The sequence below is a fragment of the Bordetella genomosp. 8 genome (genome assembly GCF_002119685.1).
GTDB lineage: Bacteria > Pseudomonadota > Gammaproteobacteria > Burkholderiales > Burkholderiaceae_B > Bordetella_C.
Genome location: NZ_CP021108.1, coordinates 1,964,500 through 1,984,047, shown reverse-complemented (window position 1 = coordinate 1,984,047; position 19,548 = coordinate 1,964,500). Strand labels below are relative to the sequence as shown.

Annotated in this window: 13 protein-coding genes; 5 read left to right on the top strand and 8 right to left on the bottom strand. The window is 66.8% G+C overall.

What is annotated here, in order from left to right:
* Positions 1–3: 3 nt before the first annotated feature.
* From thpD to CAL12_RS09075, 7 genes are all read right to left on the bottom strand, one after another.
* The gene (gene thpD, locus CAL12_RS09105; protein ID WP_086064194.1) at positions 4–927 is read right to left on the bottom strand and encodes an ectoine hydroxylase; all 924 of its coding nucleotides are present in this window, start codon (positions 925–927) and stop codon (positions 4–6) included.
* A gap of 40 nt (positions 928–967) precedes the next feature.
* The gene (locus tag CAL12_RS09100; RefSeq protein WP_086064193.1) at positions 968–1,366 is read right to left on the bottom strand and encodes an ectoine synthase; all 399 of its coding nucleotides are present in this window, start codon (positions 1,364–1,366) and stop codon (positions 968–970) included.
* A complete protein-coding gene (ectB, locus tag CAL12_RS09095) occupies positions 1,363–2,670 on the bottom strand; it encodes a diaminobutyrate--2-oxoglutarate transaminase (protein ID WP_086064192.1) in 1,308 nt (435 codons plus the stop codon). Before ectB ends, CAL12_RS09100 begins: the two co-directional genes overlap by 4 nt.
* Positions 2,671–2,771: 101 nt before the next feature.
* Entirely contained in the window at positions 2,772–3,320 is a 549-nt protein-coding gene (gene ectA / locus CAL12_RS09090) for a diaminobutyrate acetyltransferase (protein ID WP_086064191.1), read from the bottom strand.
* Entirely contained in the window at positions 3,317–3,880 is a 564-nt protein-coding gene (locus CAL12_RS09085; protein WP_086064190.1) for a MarR family winged helix-turn-helix transcriptional regulator, read from the bottom strand. The genes ectA and CAL12_RS09085 overlap by 4 nt, the downstream gene beginning before the upstream one ends.
* Before the next feature lie 230 nt (positions 3,881–4,110).
* Positions 4,111–6,420: a DNA topoisomerase IV subunit A gene (parC, locus tag CAL12_RS09080; RefSeq protein ID WP_086064189.1), complete on the bottom strand. Its 2,310-nt coding sequence runs from the start codon at positions 6,418–6,420 to the stop codon at positions 4,111–4,113.
* A 52-nt stretch (positions 6,421–6,472) separates the two neighbouring features.
* A complete protein-coding gene (locus CAL12_RS09075; protein ID WP_232464753.1) occupies positions 6,473–8,434 on the bottom strand; it encodes a DNA topoisomerase IV subunit B in 1,962 nt (653 codons plus the stop codon).
* Between the two features lie 320 nt (positions 8,435–8,754).
* On the opposite strand from CAL12_RS09075, the gene trxA reads away from it, so the two are divergent.
* Positions 8,755–9,081 (top strand): thioredoxin TrxA, encoded by a 327-nt coding sequence (trxA, locus tag CAL12_RS09070; RefSeq protein WP_086064188.1) that lies wholly within the window; start codon positions 8,755–8,757, stop codon positions 9,079–9,081.
* Between the two features lie 79 nt (positions 9,082–9,160).
* Positions 9,161–10,417, top strand: coding sequence for a transcription termination factor Rho (gene rho / locus CAL12_RS09065; RefSeq protein WP_086064187.1), 1,257 nt, complete (start codon positions 9,161–9,163; stop codon positions 10,415–10,417).
* Between the two features lie 160 nt (positions 10,418–10,577).
* Here rho and CAL12_RS09060 read toward each other — a convergent pair whose 3' ends face one another.
* On the bottom strand, positions 10,578–14,243 hold the full coding sequence (locus CAL12_RS09060) for a YhdP family protein (RefSeq protein WP_232464752.1): 3,666 nt from the start codon (positions 14,241–14,243) through the stop codon (positions 10,578–10,580).
* An 86-nt stretch (positions 14,244–14,329) separates the two neighbouring features.
* On the opposite strand from CAL12_RS09060, the gene glnE reads away from it, so the two are divergent.
* From glnE to CAL12_RS09045, 3 genes are read left to right on the top strand one after another with little or no spacing between them, the layout of a single operon-like run.
* On the top strand, positions 14,330–17,260 hold the full coding sequence (gene glnE, locus CAL12_RS09055; RefSeq protein ID WP_086064185.1) for a bifunctional [glutamate--ammonia ligase]-adenylyl-L-tyrosine phosphorylase/[glutamate--ammonia-ligase] adenylyltransferase: 2,931 nt from the start codon (positions 14,330–14,332) through the stop codon (positions 17,258–17,260).
* A 24-nt stretch (positions 17,261–17,284) separates the two neighbouring features.
* Positions 17,285–17,989 carry an epoxyqueuosine reductase QueH gene (locus CAL12_RS09050; protein WP_086064184.1) on the top strand — a complete coding sequence of 235 codons (705 nt, stop codon included), beginning with the start codon at positions 17,285–17,287 and terminating at the stop codon, positions 17,987–17,989.
* 9 nt (positions 17,990–17,998) lie between these two features.
* A complete protein-coding gene (locus CAL12_RS09045; RefSeq protein WP_086064183.1) occupies positions 17,999–19,537 on the top strand; it encodes an acetolactate synthase large subunit in 1,539 nt (512 codons plus the stop codon).
* The last annotated feature ends 11 nt before the right edge of the window (positions 19,538–19,548 follow it).

Genomic DNA, 19,548 nt, shown 5'->3' with positions numbered 1-19,548 from the left:
AGTTCAACCCACCAGCTTCAACGCGTCCAGGGGCGTCAGCGCCTTGACGCCGGCGCGGGTGGCGATATGCTCCGGACGCGGGGCCAGGCCGTACTTCGGCGCACCCAGCACGTTTTCCATGCTGTTGTAGACCATGAACACATTCGACCGGGGCCACGGCGAAATATTGCTGTTCGATCCGTGCATGGTATTGCAGTCGAAGAACACCACCGAGCCAGCCTTGCCGGTCATCGCCTGGATGCCGCCCTGCTCGGCCAGCAGTTGCAGGCTGATCGCGTCCGGCACGCCGTATTCCTGCTTCTTCAACGAGTGCTTGTAATGATCCTGCGGTGTTTCGCCTATGCAGGAAATGAACTGCCGGTGCGAGCCCGGCACCAGCATCAGCGGACCGTTGCAGGCATTGTTGTCGGTCAGCAGCACCGAGCAACTGAGCGCCCGCATCGCCGGCATGCCGTCTTCCACGTGCCAGGTCTCGAAATCCGAATGCCAATAGAATTCCTTGCCCTTGAAGCCTGGCTTCATATTGGCGCGCGACTGGTGGATGTAGACCTCGGATCCCAGGATCTGCCGCGCCACGTTGACCAAGCGCGGATCCCGCGTCAGGCGCGAGATCAGCGAACTGAGCTGGTGCACCATGAAGATGGACCGGACGGCATTGCTGCCCGGTTCGGTGATGCATTCTTCGCGGCGGATGATGGCGGGGTCGCGCGACATGCGCGCGATCTCGGCGATCAGCGCGTCGACCTCGGCCTGCGGGATCAGGTTCTCCAGCAGCAGGAAGCCGTCGCGGTCATAGGCCTGCACCTGTTCCGGCGACAGGGCGTCGGCATAGCGCCCGTCCTCGTACACGACGGGATCGTGACGGGCGACGATGCCGGCGCTGCGATCGGTGCGCGACGCATAGCGGTCTTTGGCAGGTGAAATCATCGTCGTATCTCCTTGCGTAATTCTTGACGGACGCGCGGCATCAGGCCGCTGCCTTTTCGGGCAGCGGATACACGCCGTTCTTGTCATGCACTTCCTGTCCGGTCAGGGGCGGATTGAAAACGCAGATGACGCGCAACGGCTTTTCGCCGCCGCACAGCCAGTGTTCGTCGTTCTCGTTCAGGGCGTAGACCACGCCCGGGCCGAGTTCGTACCGCTTGCCGTCGGCGATGGTTTCGAGCGAACCGTCGCCTTCGATGCACCAGACGGCTTCCAGGTGATTGCGGTAATGGATGTGCGTGCGGGTGCCCGGGAAGATGGTGGTCTCGTGGAAAGAGAAGCCCATGCCATCTTTCTTGAGCAGCACGCGCCGGCTCATCCAGGTATCGGTGCGGACTTCGTCCTTGGTCCCGATGACGTCGTTGACGTTGCGTACAATCATTGGCGTTTTCCTCCGAATTTAAGGATGCGGGCGGATTGCCCGGCTTCGGCCAGCACGTCGGCCACGCTGGCTTCGATGGCGTCCAGGCCGCGCTTGAGCAGGTCGTCTTCGATGGTCAGCGCCGGCAGCAGCTTGAGCACTTCGTCGTGCGCACCGGACGTTTCGATGACGACGCCGCGTTCGAACGCCTTGCGCGCGATGCGGTTGGCAAGTTCCGGCTGGCTGGCCGTAACCAGGCCCTGGATCAGCCCCCTGCCCCGCACCACCAGGCCGCTGCCCGGATAGCTGTGGGCCAGGTTTTCCAGCCAGTCGCGCACCAGCCTTTCCTTGCGCAGCACTTCGCCGGCGAACGCCTGGTCTGCCCAGTACGTATCGAGCGCCGCCGCGGCCGTGACGAACGCCAGGTTGTTGCCGCGGAAGGTGCCGCTGTGCGCGCCCGGCTTCCACACGTCCAGCTCGGGCTTCATCAGCACCAGCGACATGGGCAGGCCGAAGCCCGACAGCGACTTGGACAGTGTGATGATGTCCGGGCGGATGCCGGCGGTTTCGAAGCTGAAGAAATTGCCGGTGCGGCCGCAGCCCACCTGGATGTCATCCACGATCAGCAGCATGTCGTGGCGGCGGCAGACCTTTTCCAGTTCCTTCAGCCAACGCAGGGTGGCGACGTTGACGCCGCCTTCGCCCTGCACCGTCTCGACGATCACCGCCGCCGGCTTGTCCATGCCGCTGCTGGGATCGTCCAGCATGCGCTCCAGGTAGGCCATGGTATCGACGTCCGGCCCGAAGTAGCCGTCATAGGGCATGAAGGAGGTGTTGTTCAGCGGATAGCCGGCCGCGTCGCGGAACTTGGCGTTCGCCGTGGCCTGCAGCGAACCGCCGCTGACGCCGTGAAAGGCATGCGTGAACGAAATGATGTTGGTACGCCCCTTGACCTGGCGCGCGAGCTTCAGCGCCGCTTCCACCGCGTTCGTGCCGGTGGGGCCGGTAAACTGCAGCGTGTACTGCCAGTTGCGCGGCTTCAGGAGTACCCGGTCCACCGTTTCCAGGAAGTGCTTCTTGGCGCTGGTGGCCATGTCCAGGCCATGCACGACGCCGTCCGACGCCAGGTAGTCGATCAGGCGCGCCTTGAACAGGGGATTGTTGTGCCCATAGTTCAGGGTGCCCGCGCCGCTGAAGAAGTCGATGTACTCGGTGCCTTCCTCGTCGATCAGCAGGGAGCCGCGCGCCTGATTGAATATCACTGGAAAGGAACGTATGTAGCCACGTACTTCCGACTCCATGCGATCGAATATTTTCAGGTCCATATCGTTTTCTCCTTGCTGATGAATGGGTGATGCCGGGCATGGGCGTGCGCCACGAAAGGCGGCACGCCCTGCTCGATGTCAATGGGAACGCGCCGACGGGCTCAACGCGGGATGGAGGCCAGGGGCCCCACCCGGATCAGCATTTCGTCGTCGTGCTCGGCCTGGCCGAAGAGCTGCCTGTCGAAGAAAGGCTGCTCGGCCACCGGGGCGCCGAGATCGGCGGCCAGGCGGGTGAAGGTGCGCCGGGACGCGTGGTTGTCGGGGCCGACGGTGGTTTCCAGATACCGTATGCCGGCCAGCGCGGGACGACGCAGCAGCGCGTGCAACATGCGCCGCGCCAGGCGATCGCCGCGGGCACGCTCGTGCACCGCGACCTGCCAGATGAACAGCCGCTGCGATTGCCCCGGGGGCACGTAGGCCGACACGAAGCCGTCGATACCGCCATCGGGGCTTTCGGCCACCACGCAGGTCTGCGCGAAATGCTCGCAGAGCAGCAGATAGGCATAGACGGTATTCACGTCCAGCGGCGGGCAGGCGGCGACCAAGGCGTGGATGGCCGCGCCGTCCGCGACCCGCGGTGTCCTGAAAAGAGGGGAGATGTCCTGCACGGCGAGGGTATCCGCCGCGCGCGTGATGACCGCTTCCCTCATACCACCAGCCCCGATTCCGGCGCCGGACCGGAAGTCGGCACGTCCAGGATGGGCGAATGGTCATGGGCGTCGGCCGGAGCCGCCTGGCCGCCCTGCTCCATCAGTGCGACGATGCGCTCCAGCGACAGGGTGATGGTGGCCTGCTCCAGTTCGGGCAGCGCATTGAGGGCGTCGGCCAGATGCTTCTGCAGCGGCGACGGCGCCTGCTTGGCGAGCTCGATGCCGGGGACCGTGGCGGTGACGAAAACCGTGCGGCGGTCTTCCTTGCCACGTTCGCGGCGTACCAGGCCCTTGTCTTCCAGGCGGTCGAGGATGCCCACCACGGTGCTGGGGCTGACGTGGATCTCGCGGCTGATGGCGGTGGACGTCAGGGGACCGCGCTCGATCACGGTACGCAGGCACATCAGCTGGGGCGCGGTGATATGGCTGACCGCCGCCAATTGCCGCGAATGCAGTGCGATCGAGCGGGTGATCCGGCGCAGCGCGCGCAGGATGCGCAGGTCGTACTGCTGGGCGGACGGCACGGGCGCGGCGGTTTCGGTGTGATTGGGTTCAGTCATAGGCACTGAAGTCAGGTACTGAAATGAATCGGTTCGATAAAATTCCAACCAGAATTAGTTCTGTTGAATTGATTTGAGTACGAATTATATCGACAAGAGTCATCCGGGTGAACCCCTAGCCCACGCCTGTCACCTTTTTTTACCTGGCGCCTGTCCGGCACCCGCATTCCGGCAAAAAAAAACGGTTCCAGGATTCCTGGAACCGTTGGCCAACCGCGTTGCCGCGCCTGCTAGAGCACGGGCGACAGCAAAGGTTGCTTGGGACGCACGTCCAACTGCCGCCCCTTGCGGGCGCGCTTGCCCACGTAAGGCTGCAGGCTGGTCCCGGCGAGGATGTCCTCGACCTGCTTGTTGCGGTACATCCCCGTGGCGCGCAGGCCGCCGGCGCCGATGGGCACCACCTGCGCCAGCGTATCGTTGCCGTCCAGTCCCATCAGGATGGTCCCGCGGCCGCCGCCGGCCAGCGTCTTGACCTCGTCCAGCCCGAACACCAGGAACTTGCCCTTGGCCGACAGCAGGGCCAGCCGCAGCGCGCCTTCGAACACCGGCACCGGACGCAACAAGGCGTCGCCTTCTTCCAGGGTCACGAACTGCTTGCCGCCGCGCTGGCGGCTGGTCATGTCGCCCAGCCGGGCGATGAAACCGAAGCCGCCCTGGGTGGTGAAGAGCCAGCGGGTATCCGCCGCCGCGGCGATCATGTGGACGATGCGCGTGCCGGACGCCATGTCGATCATCGTGGTGACCGGCTGGCCATCGCCGCGCGCCGACGGCAGGTTGGCCACCGCCACGGTGTAGGCGCGGCCGTTGTCGCCCAACGCGATCAGCGTATCGGTGGTGCGGCACTCGAACGCGCCATAGAGATCGTCGCCCTGCTTGAAACCGAATTGCGTGGCGTCGTGGCCATGGCCCTGGCGCGCGCGCAACCAGCCCTTCTGCGACACGATGACCGTGACGGGCTCGTCGACCACGCGCGTTTCCATCACCGCGCGTTCGGCCGCCTCGATCAGCGTGCGACGTTCGTCGCCATACTGCTTGGCGTCGGCTTCGATTTCGCGCACGATCGTGCGCTTCAGCGATGCGGGATTGTCCAGCAGCTCCTGCAGCTTGAGCTGTTCTTCGCGCTTGCTGGCCAGTTCCTGTTCGACCTTGATGCCGTCCAGGCGCGCCAACTGGCGCAGGCGCATTTCCAGGATGTCCTCGGCCTGCCGCTCGGTGAGCTTGAAGCGCGCCATCAAGGCGGCGCGCGGCTCTTCCGCCTCGCGTATGGTCTGGATGACCTCGTCGACGTTCAGGTAGACCACCATGCGCCCTTCCAGCACATGGATACGGTCGATGACCTTGTCCAGGCGGTGGCGGGTGCGGCGGATGACCGTGTCCGTGCGGAACGCCAGCCATTCCAGCAGGATTTCGCGCAGCGGCTTCTGGCGCGGGCGGCCATCGGTGCCGATGCACACCAGGTTGACCGGCACGCTGCTTTCCATGCTGGTCTGCGCCAGCAGGATGTTGACGAATTCGTCGCGGTCCACACGCGAGGTCTTCGGTTCGAACACCAGTCGAACCGCGGCGTCCTTGCCGGATTCGTCGCGCACGGCGTCCAGCAATCCCAGCATCTGCGCCTTGGATTGCTGCTGTTCCGCCGTCAGGGCCTTCTTGCCGGCCTTGACCTTGGGATTGGTGATTTCCTCGATCTCTTCCAGCACGCGCTGGCCCGAGGCGCCGGGCGGCAATTCGGTCACCACCAGCTGCCATTGGCCGCGCGCGAGTTCCTCGAATTGCCAGCGGGCGCGCGCCTTGAGCGAACCGCGGCCGCCGTTGTATATCTGCGCGATGTCTTCGGCGGGCGTGATGATCTGTCCGCCGCCGGCGAAGTCCGGACCCGGCACCAGGGCATAGAGCTCTTCGTCGGGCAGCTTGGGCTGCTTGAGCAGCGCCACGCAGGCCTGGGCGACTTCGCGCAGGTTGTGCGACGGGATCTCCGTCGCCATGCCCACCGCGATGCCGGATGCGCCATTCAGCAGCATGACCGGCAGGCGGGCCGGCAGCATCTGCGGCTCCTGGTGGCTGCCGTCGTAGTTCGGGATGAAATCGACCGTGCCTTCTTCGAGTTCGTCCAGCAGCAGGCGCGCGATGGGCGTGAGCCGCGCTTCGGTGTAGCGCATGGCCGCCGCGTTGTCGCCGTCGCGCGAACCGAAGTTGCCCTGGCCGTCGACCAGCGGATAGCGCAGGGTGAAGCCCTGCGCCATGCGCACCATGGCGTCATAGGCCGCCTGGTCGCCGTGCGGATGGTATTTACCCAGCACGTCGCCCACCACGCGGGCGGATTTGACGGGCTTGGCGGTGGGCCCCAGGCCCATGGCCTGCATGGCGTAGAGTATGCGGCGTTGCACGGGCTTCTGCCCGTCGCCCACGTCGGGCAGCGCGCGGCCGCGGACGACGGATACGGCGTAGTCCAGATAGGCCTGCTCGGCGTAGCGCCCCAGGGTGATGGCGTCATCGCCCGATTCGGTATCGAACAGGCCTTGTTGATTGCTGTCGGTCATGGTGTCGCGTCATTGCGATGCCGCGCCGTGAACACCGGCGCGGCATGCGGCATCAGATATCCAGTTCGGCGAGATTGCCTTTTTCTTCCAGCCAGGAACGGCGCTGCGCCGATTCCCCCTTGCCCATGAGCATGTCGAACACGCGCGTGGTCTGCTCGGGATCCAGGTCGCCGTAGCTGACCGGCAGCAGGCGCCGCGTATCCGGATTCATCGTGGTTTCCCACAACTGCTCGGGGCTCATTTCGCCCAGGCCCTTGAAGCGGCTGATGCTCCAGCTGCCTTCGCGCTGGCCTTCCTTGCGCAGCTTGTCCTGCACCGCCTCGAGTTCGCCGGCGTCCAGGCAATAGACCTTGCGCGCCGGGCGCTTGCCCTGCGCCGGCACGTCGACGCGAAACAGCGGCGGCCGCGCCACATAGACGTTCCCGGCTTCCACCAGCTTGGGAAAATGCTTGTAGAACAAGGTCAGCAGCAGCACCTGTATGTGCGAGCCGTCGACGTCCGCGTCGGACAGGATGCAGATGCGCCCGTAGCGCAGCCCGGACAGGTCCGGCGTGTCGTTCGGCCCGTGCGGGTCGACGCCGATGGCCACCGCGATGTCATGGATTTCGTTGTTGGCAAACAGGCGGTCGCGTTCGACTTCCCAGGAATTCAGTACCTTGCCCCGCAGCGGCAGGATGGCCTGGAATTCCTTGTCGCGGCCCATCTTGGCCGAACCGCCGGCCGAATCGCCTTCCACCAGGAAGACCTCGGTACGCGAGACATCGCTCGATTCGCAATCCGTGAGCTTGCCAGGCAACACCGCCACACCGGAGCTCTTGCGCTTTTCGACGCGTTGCGCGGAACGCGCGCGCGCCTGCGCCTGCCGGATGGCCAGCTCCGCCAGCTTGCGGCCGTATTCGACGTTGCTGTGCAGCCAGAGGTCCAGCGCGCCGCGCGTGAAGCCGCCGACCAGGCGCACCGCGTCGCGGCTGTTCAGCCTTTCCTTGATCTGGCCCTGGAACTGCGGGTCCAGCACCTTGGCCGACAGCACGAAGCTGGCGCGCGCGAACACGTCTTCCGGCAGCAGCTTGACGCCCTTGGGCAGCAGGCTGTGCAGTTCGGCGAAGCCCTTGACTGCGGCGAACAGGCCTTCGCGCAGGCCGGATTCATGCGTGCCGCCGGCCGGCGTGGGAATCAGGTTCACGTAGGACTCGCGCACGGCATTGCCGTCCTCGGTCCAGGCCACCACCCATTGCGCGCCCTCGCCTTCGGCGAAGGTGTCGTGGTCGGCGCCGGCGTACTGGCTGCCCTCGAACATGGGTATCATCAGCTCGGCGCCGCCCAGGGCTTCCGTGAGATAGCCGCGCAGGCCGTCTTCGTACAGCCAGGTCTTGGTATCGCCGGTCTTTTCCACGGTCAGCGTCACGCGCGTGCCGGGCAGCAATACCGCCTTGCTGCGCAGCAACTGCGTCAGTTCGGCGAGCGGGATATTGGGGCTGTCGAAATACTTGGGGTCGGGCCAGACGCGGACGCGGGTGCCCGACTTCTTCTTGGCGACACCGGTGAACGGCACCAGCGGTTCGGCGACCTCGCCGTCGCGAAACAGCATGCGGTGCACCCCGCCGTCGCGCCACACGATGACTTCCAGCCGGGTGGCCAGCGCATTGGTGACCGACACGCCCACCCCGTGCAGGCCGCCGGAGAACGCATACGCCCCGCCGCCCTGCTTGTCGAACTTGCCGCCGGCGTGCAGGCGCGTGAACACCAGCTCCACCACGGGGGCGTTTTCTTCCGGGTGCATGCCTACCGGAATGCCGCGGCCGTCGTCCTCGACCGAGACGCTGCCGTCGGCATGCAGGATCACCTGGATGTGCTTGCCGTTGCCGGCCAGCGCTTCATCGGCGGCGTTATCGATGACTTCCTGCACGATGTGCAGGGGATTTTCGGTGCGGGTGTACATGCCCGGGCGCTGCCGCACGGGCTCCAGGCCCTTCAGGACCCGGATGGACGCCTCTGTATAACGTGGAGTGGCCAAGTTATCCCCAACCTCTGTGGAAAAAAACCGACATTCTAAGTAAAGAGCCAGCATTGGCGCCGCGCGGGGTAGGATGCGCAAATCCTGATCATCCTTGGTGGGACACCCCTGCCGTCACAGGGAGTAGCGGGTAGCGCGCGCCTGGAAAACGGGGCCGTCGGAACCAGCCGCCCCTGCCGCGAGGCTGGTTATCCTACACAAAAACCCGCGACCCGCGCGGCGACGGGCCTGTTCGGATGGACAGTGGTATGCTTTAATCCTGCCAACTCAGAATGGCGGGTCGAAGCACGCCTCCCCGCCGCAAAGCAACGAGAACAGTCATGAGTGACCAAATCAAGCATGTCAGCGACGCCAGCTTCGATGCCGACGTTTTGAAGGCCGACGTCCCCGTCCTGGTGGATTACTGGGCGGAATGGTGCGGCCCCTGCAAGATGATCGCCCCCATCCTGGAAGAAGTGGCCAAGGAATACGCCGGCCGCGTCGCGATCGCCAAGCTCAACGTCGACGAAAACGGCGATACGCCCGCCAAGTACGGTATCCGCGGCATCCCCACCCTGATGCTCTTCAAGGACGGCAAGGCGGCCGCCACCAAGGTCGGCGCGATGTCCAAGTCCCAGCTTACCGCCTTCCTGGACAGCGCCTTGTAATCTGCGTTCGTTCCGCCGCGCGGGCCCGTCCGTGGCCCGCCGCCCTCTCCCTCTTTCCCTCCCCCGATACTTCAACGCAATGCACCTGAATGAACTAAAGGCGCAACACGTCTCCAAATTGCTGGAACTTGCCGCCTCCCTGGAAATCGAGAACGCCAACCGCCTGCGCAAGCAGGAGCTGATGTTCGCCATCATGAAGAAGCGCGCCAAGCAGGGCGAGCAGATCTTCGGCGACGGCGTGCTGGAAGTCCTGCCGGATGGTTTCGGTTTCCTGCGATCGCCGGATACGTCGTACCTGGCGAGCACCGACGATATCTATATTTCGCCGTCGCAGATCCGCCGCTTCAACCTGCATACCGGCGACTCGATCGAAGGCGAGGTGCGTACGCCCAAGGATGGCGAGCGTTATTTCGCGCTGGTAAAGGTGGACAAGGTCAACGGGCTGCCGCCGGAAGCGATCAAGCACCGGATCATGTTCGAGAACCTGACGCCGCTGCATCCCAACCAGGCGATGCGGCTGGAGCGGGACATCAAGAGCGAGGAAAACCTGACCGGGCGCATCCTGGACATCTTCGCTCCGATCGGCAAGGGCCAGCGCGGCCTGATCGTCGCCAGCCCCAAGTCCGGCAAGACGGTGATGATGCAGCATATCGCGCATGCCATCACCAGCAACTTCCCCGACGCCACCATGATCGTCCTGCTGGTGGACGAGCGGCCGGAAGAAGTCACCGAAATGCAGCGCACGGTGCGCGGCGAAGTCGTGGCGTCGACCTTCGACGAACCGGCCACGCGCCACGTGCAGGTGGCGGAAATGGTGATCGAGAAGGCCAAGCGGCTGGTCGAGCTGAAGAAGGACGTGGTGATCCTGCTGGACTCGATCACCCGCCTGGCGCGGGCCTACAACACCGTGGTGCCGGCCTCCGGCAAGGTGCTGACGGGCGGCGTGGACGCCAATGCGCTGCAGCGGCCCAAGCGCTTCTTCGGCGCGGCGCGCAACGTGGAAGAAGGCGGCTCGCTGACCATCATCGGCACGGCGCTGATCGAAACCGGCAGCCGCATGGACGAAGTCATCTACGAAGAATTCAAGGGCACCGGCAACTCGGAAGTGCACCTGGAACGCCGTCTGGCGGAAAAGCGCGTCTACCCGTCCATCAACCTGAACAAGTCGGGCACGCGCCGCGAGGAACTGCTGATCAAGCCCGAGCTGCTGCAGAAGGTCTGGGTGCTGCGCAAGTTCATCCACGACATGGACGAAATCCAGGCCATGGAATTCATCCTGGACAAGATGCGCGTGACGAAGTCGAACGCCGAATTCTTCGACATGATGAAGAAGTAGTCCCCCCGAAGCGCTGCGCGCTTCCCCCCCAGGGGGGCGACGCTGCGGACCGGCGGAGCCGGATCCGCGCGTCCCGGATCGGGGGGCATCTGTTTTTTGCGTGCTTCTCTTTTGCGTGGGGCACTGTGGGACCGGCGGAGCCGGATCCGCGCGTCCCGGGTCAGTGTTCGATCGGGTCCTTGGGTGGGGGTTCGCCGGCTTCGCTGGCGGGCAGGGGGCCGTCGATGGGCGAGACCTTGGGGTCGCCCCATGGGCCGGTGACGGCGTACTGGACGGTCATGGCGCGGGCGAGCGGGTATTTCAGCAGCCATTGCGTCACGAATGCGCCCAGGCCCAGCAGGGGGTTCACGGCGAGCGCCGTGGCCACGGCGGCGCCGCTGGCGTCCAGGTTGGGGATCACCACCGCTTTCAGGTCCCAGGTCTCGTCGATGATGCTGCTGCTGCCCGACAGGACGATGGCGGCGACGGGGCCGTTCACCTTGTAGTCGTCGGTGCGGATTACACCCTTGGATACGCTGAAACGAGCGCGTATCGAATCGAAGGGAAAGCCGTCGCGGAACAGGTTGACCGGATTCAGCTCCAGCTTGGCCAGGCGCTGCAACGATTGCATCGACAGCAGCTCCAGCAACCGCGCGGTGCGCGAATTCAGATGCAGCAGGCGGCCCTTGTCCATGCGCAGTTTCAGGTTGCCGTCTATCGCGTCGACCTTGTGCGACCAGGGCAGGTCCAGCCACGTCAGCTTGCCTTCCGCCGTACCGGCGCCGCCGGCCGCCATATCGGCCCAGCCCAGGCGCGTCAGCAGCTTGCCGAAATCGTCCCACTTCGCGGTCGCATCGACCGTCAGACCGCGGTCCCGCCCGCTGAGGCGCCAGAAACCGCTGGCGTCCAGCGTGGCGTCGGCGCTGGCGATGCGCAGCGTATCCAGGCGCCAGCGTTGTCCGCGCTCCACATTCGTGCCAACCACGCGCAGCGAACCCAGGTCCTTGCCGTAGAAGCGCAACGTATCGGCTTGCAGGTCGATCGCGGGGATGTCCTTCAGGTCGTCGCCCGATGACTCGTCATCCGAGCCCTGGTCGACGCCCTCCTCGCCCAGCGACAGGTATTTGAAGCGCGCCGTCACCTGGCCGGCGATGGCGCCCGAGGCTTCACGCCAGGTCACGGCGCCGGCGGCCTGCCTGGACTGGATGTCCACCCGCCATTGCGCGGGGGCCGGATGCACCGCGTTCAGCTTCAGGTCGTTCAGGGTCACGCCCGCCACGCGCAGGCGCGGCGTCTCCAGCGCGATCGTATCGGGCGGCGGCAACAGCGGCACCTCCGGCGCGCGCCTGCCCCGGGCGGCGGCCGGGGGCGGCGTGTCGAAGCCGTCCATCACGTCCTGCCAACCGTCCACGTCGATGTCCGGCAGATTCAGGCGCACGCTCATGCCTTGCGCGGGCAGCGTGGCCGGTTGGTTGGCGGCCAGGGCGCCACGCGCGAACGTCCAGCGTTTTTCTGCCGGATCGCGTTCCAGCAGCAGGTTGACGTTATCACCCGAGGGCGTGCCCAGGCTGGCCGTCAGCCAGTCCCTATCCTTGCCGCCCGAACCGGCGGCCGGACTCCATTGCACCCGCAATGGCAACGTGGCGCCGGCGGTCTTGCCCACGGGCGCCGGCATGTCGATGGCCATGCCCGCCAGGTCGGATTCCATCGTCACGTCCACCCGTCCGCCGCGGAAATACAGCAGCTTGCCGCGCACGGCGGCGCGACCGGAAAGCCTGGACATCGCCGGCGCGCGCACCAGTTGCGCCAGCGCGGCGCCGGTCACCTGTCCGTCGAAGCGCAGCCCGTTGCGCGTATCCAGCAGGCCGCCGCTGACCTTCAGCGGGCCGCCCAGGAACTGCGCCTGCACGTCGCGCGCACGCAGGTCTTCCTCGGTGAACTCGAGCATGCCGCGCAATTGCGTCAGTGGCGGCAACTGCGGGTACAGCGTGAACTCGTTGTCGTTGAAGGAAAGCGAACCCTGCACGGTCGTGTCGTCGGTGTGTAGCAGGGGCACCCTCAGCGCCAGCGCCACCTGCCAGAGGCCCTTGCCCCTGGCCTGCGCCAGGCGGTTTTCCAGCAGGCCGCCCAGCGGCGAATTGTTGGTCATGGACAGGAAGGCGGGAACCTGGCCTTGCGCATCGCCTTGCAGATAGAGCTCGGCGTTTTCTTCCATGTCGGGGATGGTGGCGCCGACCGCCCCCAGGCGGATGGGTCCGGACGCCGCCGCATCGCGATCGTCGCCGGGACGCAGCGTGGCGCCCGGCTTGGCCTCCAGGCTCAGGGAAGCGCCTTCTATGGAGAAGTTGCCGTCCATGCCCAGTATCGCGGGCCAGGCCTTGCGGCCGCTCGTGGCCGGCGCGTAATCGACCGTCGCGCCGACGAAGGGGCCGCCGATATGAAAACGCCCGTTCTGGCCGGACTGGGAAAATGGAAAGTCGCTCAGGTCGCCGCGCAGCACCAGGCCGGCATCGTGCACCAGCCCCGCCTGCAGGCCTTGCGCCAGCCATTGCCTGGCGTCCTCGGACACCGATAGCGGCAGGTAGCGGTGGATGGCGCTCATGGTGGCGCGGCGCAGGGTGCCCTGGATGTCGGCGGTGCCCGCGTCGGTCGCGCCGCGCGCTTCCCACTTGCCTTGCAGGCGTACGTCGAGGTCCTCGTTGGCCGCCTGGAAATCGCGCAGTTCCAGGCCCAGGATGCCATCGCGCGAGCGGCGCGCGGTCGTGTCCAGCTGGACGGCCGCCAGCGCCAGCCGCGGCTGTTCGATGATGCCGGGCAGGTCAGTCCTGACCTGGGTGGCGGCCCCGCGCAAGGCCAGCCCGTCGCCATTGGCGCTACGGGCCAGGGCGGGGAAATGGCCGTCACGGGCAAGGTCGCCTGGAAGGCCTTCCAGGCGCGCCCGCACCGTGCCCGCCGACGCCGCGACGCCATCCTGCCAGCGCCAGCCCAGGCCGCGGGCGACCAGGTCCATGGTCACCGTACCGAGCTTGCGCCCGTCGACCTGCATCCACGCCCGCGCGGCCATGCGGCCCTGCAATGGCGGCAGGTCCAGCCACGGCGCCCACGCGGCCGGCTCGCCGTCGCCGAGCTCGGCATAGACCTGTCCATGCCAGCTCGCCAGGTCCATGGGATGGCGGCTGAAGATGGACCGTTCGACTTCGCCGCGCAAGGTCAGGCCCGCCGCCAGCACGCCAGGCGGCCGCGCCTGCAGGGAAAAGCGATGCGACAGCGCGCCGTTCAGCACCACGAAGCTGGCATCGCTCAGCACCAGTTCGGGCGCCGCGCGCGACTCGTCCACCCAGCGCACCGTGGCATGGCGGAGCACGATTTCGCGCTGCCGGGCCAGCCACCGCAAGGCCACGGAACGGCTGCCATCGTCCGCGTCCGTATCGGACAGCGAAAAGGACTGGCCCGCCACCCACAGGCGATCGTCGCGGTCGCGCCGCAGGGTCAGGTCCAGGCCGTCGGCCTGCAGGAATAGCAGCCGGGGTTCGCGGTTCAGGATGCTGCGCCACGCCAGCACGGCGTCGACCGCCGGCAGGCTGAGCACCGGGGCGCCGGCGCCGTCGGCGATTTCGACACCGGTCAGCGTCAGGCGCGGGTTGAGCCGGCTCCAGTTGGCTTCGATATGGCCGATGCGCACCGGCGCGCCGATCGCCTCGCTGGCGTAGCGCTCGATCTGCGGACGCCACTGGTCGATGCGCGGCAGCACGAAATAGCGCAGCCCCAGCAAACCCACCGCGGCGGCGACATAGACTATCCAGATACTCCAGAGAAGACCGCGGAGAAATTTGAAGGGCAAACGCACGTTTCTTGGGCGAGTATGTATGTCTTGAAGTATCGTCCCCTTATACCTGAAATGTTTCCGGGCGTCAGCGCGACTTTTATCCATCCATGTCGACCTTTTCCTCCAGTTCTCTTCCGCCTTCAGCCACCGCCACTGCGATCGGCGAGCCCGCGTTCGACATCGCCCTGGCCTGGTCTGGCCACCTGCGGCGCACGCTGGATGCCAGACCCGACCTGCGCGCGTGGCTGCGCGACGAAGGCGCCACGCGCGCGTTGAGCGCGGACGTGTTGCAGGCCTGGCGCGACGAGCTGGCCGGCGGCAATACGGGCGTGCTTGCCGTGCCGGAATGCCGCGCCGTGCTGCGGCGGCTGCGCGAACGGGTCTTCTGCGCGGCGATGGTGCGGGACCTGGGCGGCGCGGCGACGCTCGAGGAAGTCGTGGGCGCCATGACGGCGCTGGCCGACCTGGCGGTGGGCGAAGCCTATCGCAGCGTGGCCGCCGACCTGACGGCCGTGCACGGCACCCCCATCGACCCCACGACCGGGCAGCCGCAGGAAATGCTGATCATGGGCATGGGCAAGCTGGGCGGCCAGGAATTGAATGTGTCGTCGGACATCGACCTGGTCATGCTGTATGGCGAGGAAGGCGATACCCCGGGCCCGCGCCGGCTGAGCAATCACGAGTTCTATGGCCGGCTGACGCAGCGCATGATGCCCGTCCTGTCCGAACGGGATGCCAACGGGCACGTGTTCCGCACCGATCTGCGCCTGCGTCCCGATGGCGACGGGGGACCGCTGGCCTGGAGCCTGGATGCCTTCGAACACTATCTGGTCGGCCAGGGACGCGAGTGGGAACGCTATGCCTGGCTGAAGGCGCGGTCCATGCCCGCGCGCGCCTTCGCCGGCAGCGACCCGGAAGCGCAGCTGCGCCAGATGGAAAGCCTGCGCCAGCCTTTCGTCTACCGCAAGTACTTCGATTTCGACGCCCTGGCCGCCCTGCGCGCCCTGCGTGAGCGCATACGGCTGGATTGGGAACGGCGCGCACTGGCCCGCAACGGCATGGACAGCGCGCTCAATATCAAGCTCGGGGATGGCGGGATACGCGAGATCGAATTCGTCGTGCAGTTGTCCCAGTTGATCCGGGGCGGCCGCATGCCGGCGCTGCAGGTGCGGGGACTGCTGGCCGCCCTGCACTGCGAACGGGACGCGGGCCTGATTCCGGCCGAAGACGCGGCCCGCCTCGAAGCCGCCTATCGCTTCCTGCGGCGCGTCGAACACGCGCTGCAATACCGCGAGGATGAGCAGACCCACCTGCTGCCCGCGGACCCGGCGCAACGCGCCACGCTGGCGGCGGCGATGCGCATGGAGCCGGACGATTTCGAGCGCACGCTGGCCGGGCATCGGGCGTTCGTGGAGGATACCTTTCGGAACGCTTTCCGGCTGGCCGGGGTGGGCGACGGCGATGGGACGAATGGGTCGAATGGAAACAACGGCACGAATGGTTCGCCTGGCCGGCAGGCCGCGGCCGGCGGCAACGGCGGGAATGCCAGCAACGGCGGCGGCGCGTCGCACGGCGCGGACGACGACGACCTGGAAACCGCCCTGCTCGATGAAATCGCGGCCCTGTACGGCGAGGATGCCGCGCAACTGAAGGGCCGCGTGCGCGGCTTGCTGGACAGCCCGCGCCTGCGCACCCTGCCGCAGGCCAGCCGCCAGCGGGTCGATAGCCTGTTGCCCATGGCGCTGCGGGCCGCCGCCCGCACCGGCGCGCCCGCGGCCGCCGCCGCGCGGCTGTTCGACCTGATCGAAACGATCGCGCAACGCAGCGCCTACCTGGCGCTGCTGGCCGAATACCCCGACACGCTGGCGCGCGTCGCCCGCATGATGGCGGCCAGCCCCTGGGCCGCGCAATACCTGACGCAGCACCCCCTGCTGCTCGACAGCCTGATCGACTGGCGCACCCTGCACGAGCCGCTGGACTTCGGCGCGATGGCGCGCCAACTGGCCGCCGACCTGGATGCCTGCCTGCTGCCCGATGGCAGCCCCGACGTCGAGCGGCAGATGAACCTGATGCGCGACGTCCAGCGGCAGGCCAGCTTCCAGCTGCTGGCGCAGGACCTGGAAGGCGAGCTCAGCGTCGAAAAACTGGCGGACCAGCTATCGGCATTGGCCGACCTGCTGCTGGCCGAGACGCTGCGGCGGGTCTGGGTACTCGTCAACAAGCTGCCGGACGCCCAGCCCCATTTCGCCGTCATCGCCTATGGCAAGCTGGGCGGCAAGGAATTGGGCTACGTCTCCGACCTGGACATGGTCTTCCTGTATGACGATCCGCGCGACGACGCGGCCGAGGTCTACGCCAGGCTGGGCCGGCGCATGACGTCCTGGCTGTCCACCATGACTTCTTCCGGACGCCTGTACGAAACCGACCTGCGCCTGCGGCCCGACGGAGAAGCCGGATTGCTGGCGGTATCGGTGGAAGGCTTCGCCGAATACCAGCGCAAGCATGCGTGGGTGTGGGAACACCAGGCGCTGACGCGCGCCCGCTACGCCGCCGGCGACGCGGCCGTGGGCGCGAGTTTCGAGGCGGTGCGCAGGGAAATCCTGCTGCAGCCGCGCGATGCCGCCGCGGTTCGCCGCGAAGTCCTGTCCATGCGCGAAAAGATCAGCGCCGGACATCCCAACAAGACCGACAAGTTCGACCTCAAGCACGACCGGGGCGGCATGGTGGACGTCGAATTCGTCACCCAATACCTGGTGCTGACCCAGGCCGCCGCGCATCCGGTGCTGGTGGACAACCTGGGCAATATCGCCCTGCTGGGGATCGCCGCCCGCGTCGGCCTGATCGACGCCGGCATCGCGGCGCAGGCGGCCGACGCCTATCGCACCCTGCGCCGCATGCAGCATCAGCTACGGCTGCAGGGCCAGGAAAAGGCGCGGGTCGCGCCCGGGCTGCTGGCCACGGAGCGCGACGCCGTGCGCCGCCTGTGGGACGCCGTATTGGGGGACGAGCCCGGCGTGCCGGCCCAGACCCGGCCCTGAGGCGCCGCGCAATATAATCCGCCTATGTCCGAACCCGACCGCCGCCCCGCCCGTCCGCAATTGGAACTGCCCGAAGGCCGCCGCAAAGTGCTGCTGCACTCGTGCTGCGCGCCCTGTTCGGGCGAAGTCATGGAAGCCATGCATGCTTCCGGCATCGATTACGCGATCTACTTCTACAACCCGAATATCCATCCGGTCAAAGAGTACGAGATCCGCAAGCAGGAAAACATCCGCTTCGCGGAAAAACACGGCATCGAGTTCATCGATGCCGACTACGACATGGATAACTGGTTCGAACGCGTCAAGGGCATGGAGAACGAGCCCGAACGCGGCCCACGCTGCACGGCCTGCTTCGATATGCGTTTCGAACGCACGGCGTTGTACGCGCACGAGCACGGCTACGACACGATCACCAGTTCGCTGGGGATCTCGCGCTGGAAGGACATGAACCAGATCAACGGCTGTGGCGAGCGGGCCGCGGCGCGCTACCCGGAACTGGTCTACTGGACCTACAACTGGCGCAAGGGCGGCGGTTCGCAGCGCATGATCGAAATCAGCAAGCGCGAAAACTTCTACCAACAGGAGTATTGCGGCTGCGTCTATTCGCTGCGCGATACCAACCGCCATCGCCGTTCGCAGGGCCGCGACCGCATCTATATCGGCGTGAAGTTTTACGGCAAGGACGGCCTGGTGCGGCAGGAAACCCTGCTGGCCGACGAAGAATCCTGAAAGGACAGTATGAACGGCGCTGAAAGCCTGGTCCACACGCTACTCAAGAGTGGAATCGACACCTGTTTTGCCAATCCCGGCACCAGTGAAATGCACTTCGTCTCGGCGCTGGACCGCATTCCCGGCATGCGTTGCGTGCTGGCCCTGGCCGAAGGCGTGGTCACCGGCGCCGCCGACGGCTATGCCCGCATGGCCGGCAAGCCGGCCGCCACCCTGCTGCATTGCGGGCCGGGCCTGGCCAACGGCCTGTCCAACCTGCACAACGCGCGGCGCGCCAATTCATCCATCGTCAACATCGTCGGCGACCAGGCCACGCATCACCGCCCACTGGACGCGCCGTTGACGGCCGACACCGAAGGCTGGGCGCGCCCGGTGTCCGCCTGGACGCGTACCGCCACGGAGGCCGCCACGATAGGCCGCGACGCGGCGGCAGCCGTGCAGGCCGCGCGCACCGCGCCGGGCCAGATCGCGACGCTGATCGCGCCTTCGGATACCTGCTGGAATGCAGGCGGCGTCGTCGCCGAACCGCTGGCGCCGCCGCCCGCCACCCGCGCCGACGAAGGCGCGATAGCCGCCATCGCGCGCGTGTTGCGCGCGGGCGAGCCGGCCGTACTGTTCGTAGGTAACGCGGCGCTGCGCGCGGACCCGCTTGCCGCGGCGGGACGCATCGCACAGAAAACCGGCGCACGCGTCATGGCGCCGACGTCCAACCGCCGCATCGAGCGCGGCGCGGGGCGTTTTCCGGTCACGCGCCTGCCCTACGCCGTGGAGCCCGCCGTAGCCGCCCTCAAAGGCGTCAAGCATGTGATCCTGGTGGGCGCCAAGGCCCCGGTGGCCTTCTTCGCCTACCCGGACAAGCCCGCGCGCATGTATCCGGACGACTGCGACATACACGTGCTGGCGCGCGAAGACCAGGACGCCCTGGATGCCCTCACCCGGCTGGCCGATGCGCTGGATGCGCGTGCCGACGCCCCCTTCATCGAGCGCGTGGCCGTCGAGCCTGCGCGCGGCGCCGTCACGTCGGAAGCCGTGGCGCAGACCGTCGCCGCCCTCCTGCCGGAACACGCCGTGGTCGTCGACGAAGGCGTCAGCTTCGGGCGCGCGTTCTATCCTGGCACGGCGAACGCCGCGCCGCACGATTGGCTGCAGATCACGGGCGGCGCCATCGGCAACGGCCTGCCGCTGGCGACGGGCGCGGCCATCGGCGCGCCGGGCCGGCGCATCGTTTCGCTGCAGGCGGATGGATCGGCCATGTACACCGTGCAGGCGCTGTGGACGCAGGCGCGCGAGCAGCTGGACGTCACCACCGTCATCCTGGCCAATCGCAAGTACGCGATCCTGCTGGGCGAGCTGCAGGGCGTGGGCGCGGCCGCCGGCAAGACCGCCCTGGACATGCTGGACCTGACCCGTCCCAACCTGGAATGGGTGAAGATCGCCAATGGCATGGGCGTGGAGGCCGCGCAGGCAGATACGATAGAAAAATTCGCCGATCTTTTCGCCACGGCGAACCGGCGCAAAGGGCCGTTCCTGATCGAGCTGGTGATATAAAAAAAGGCGCC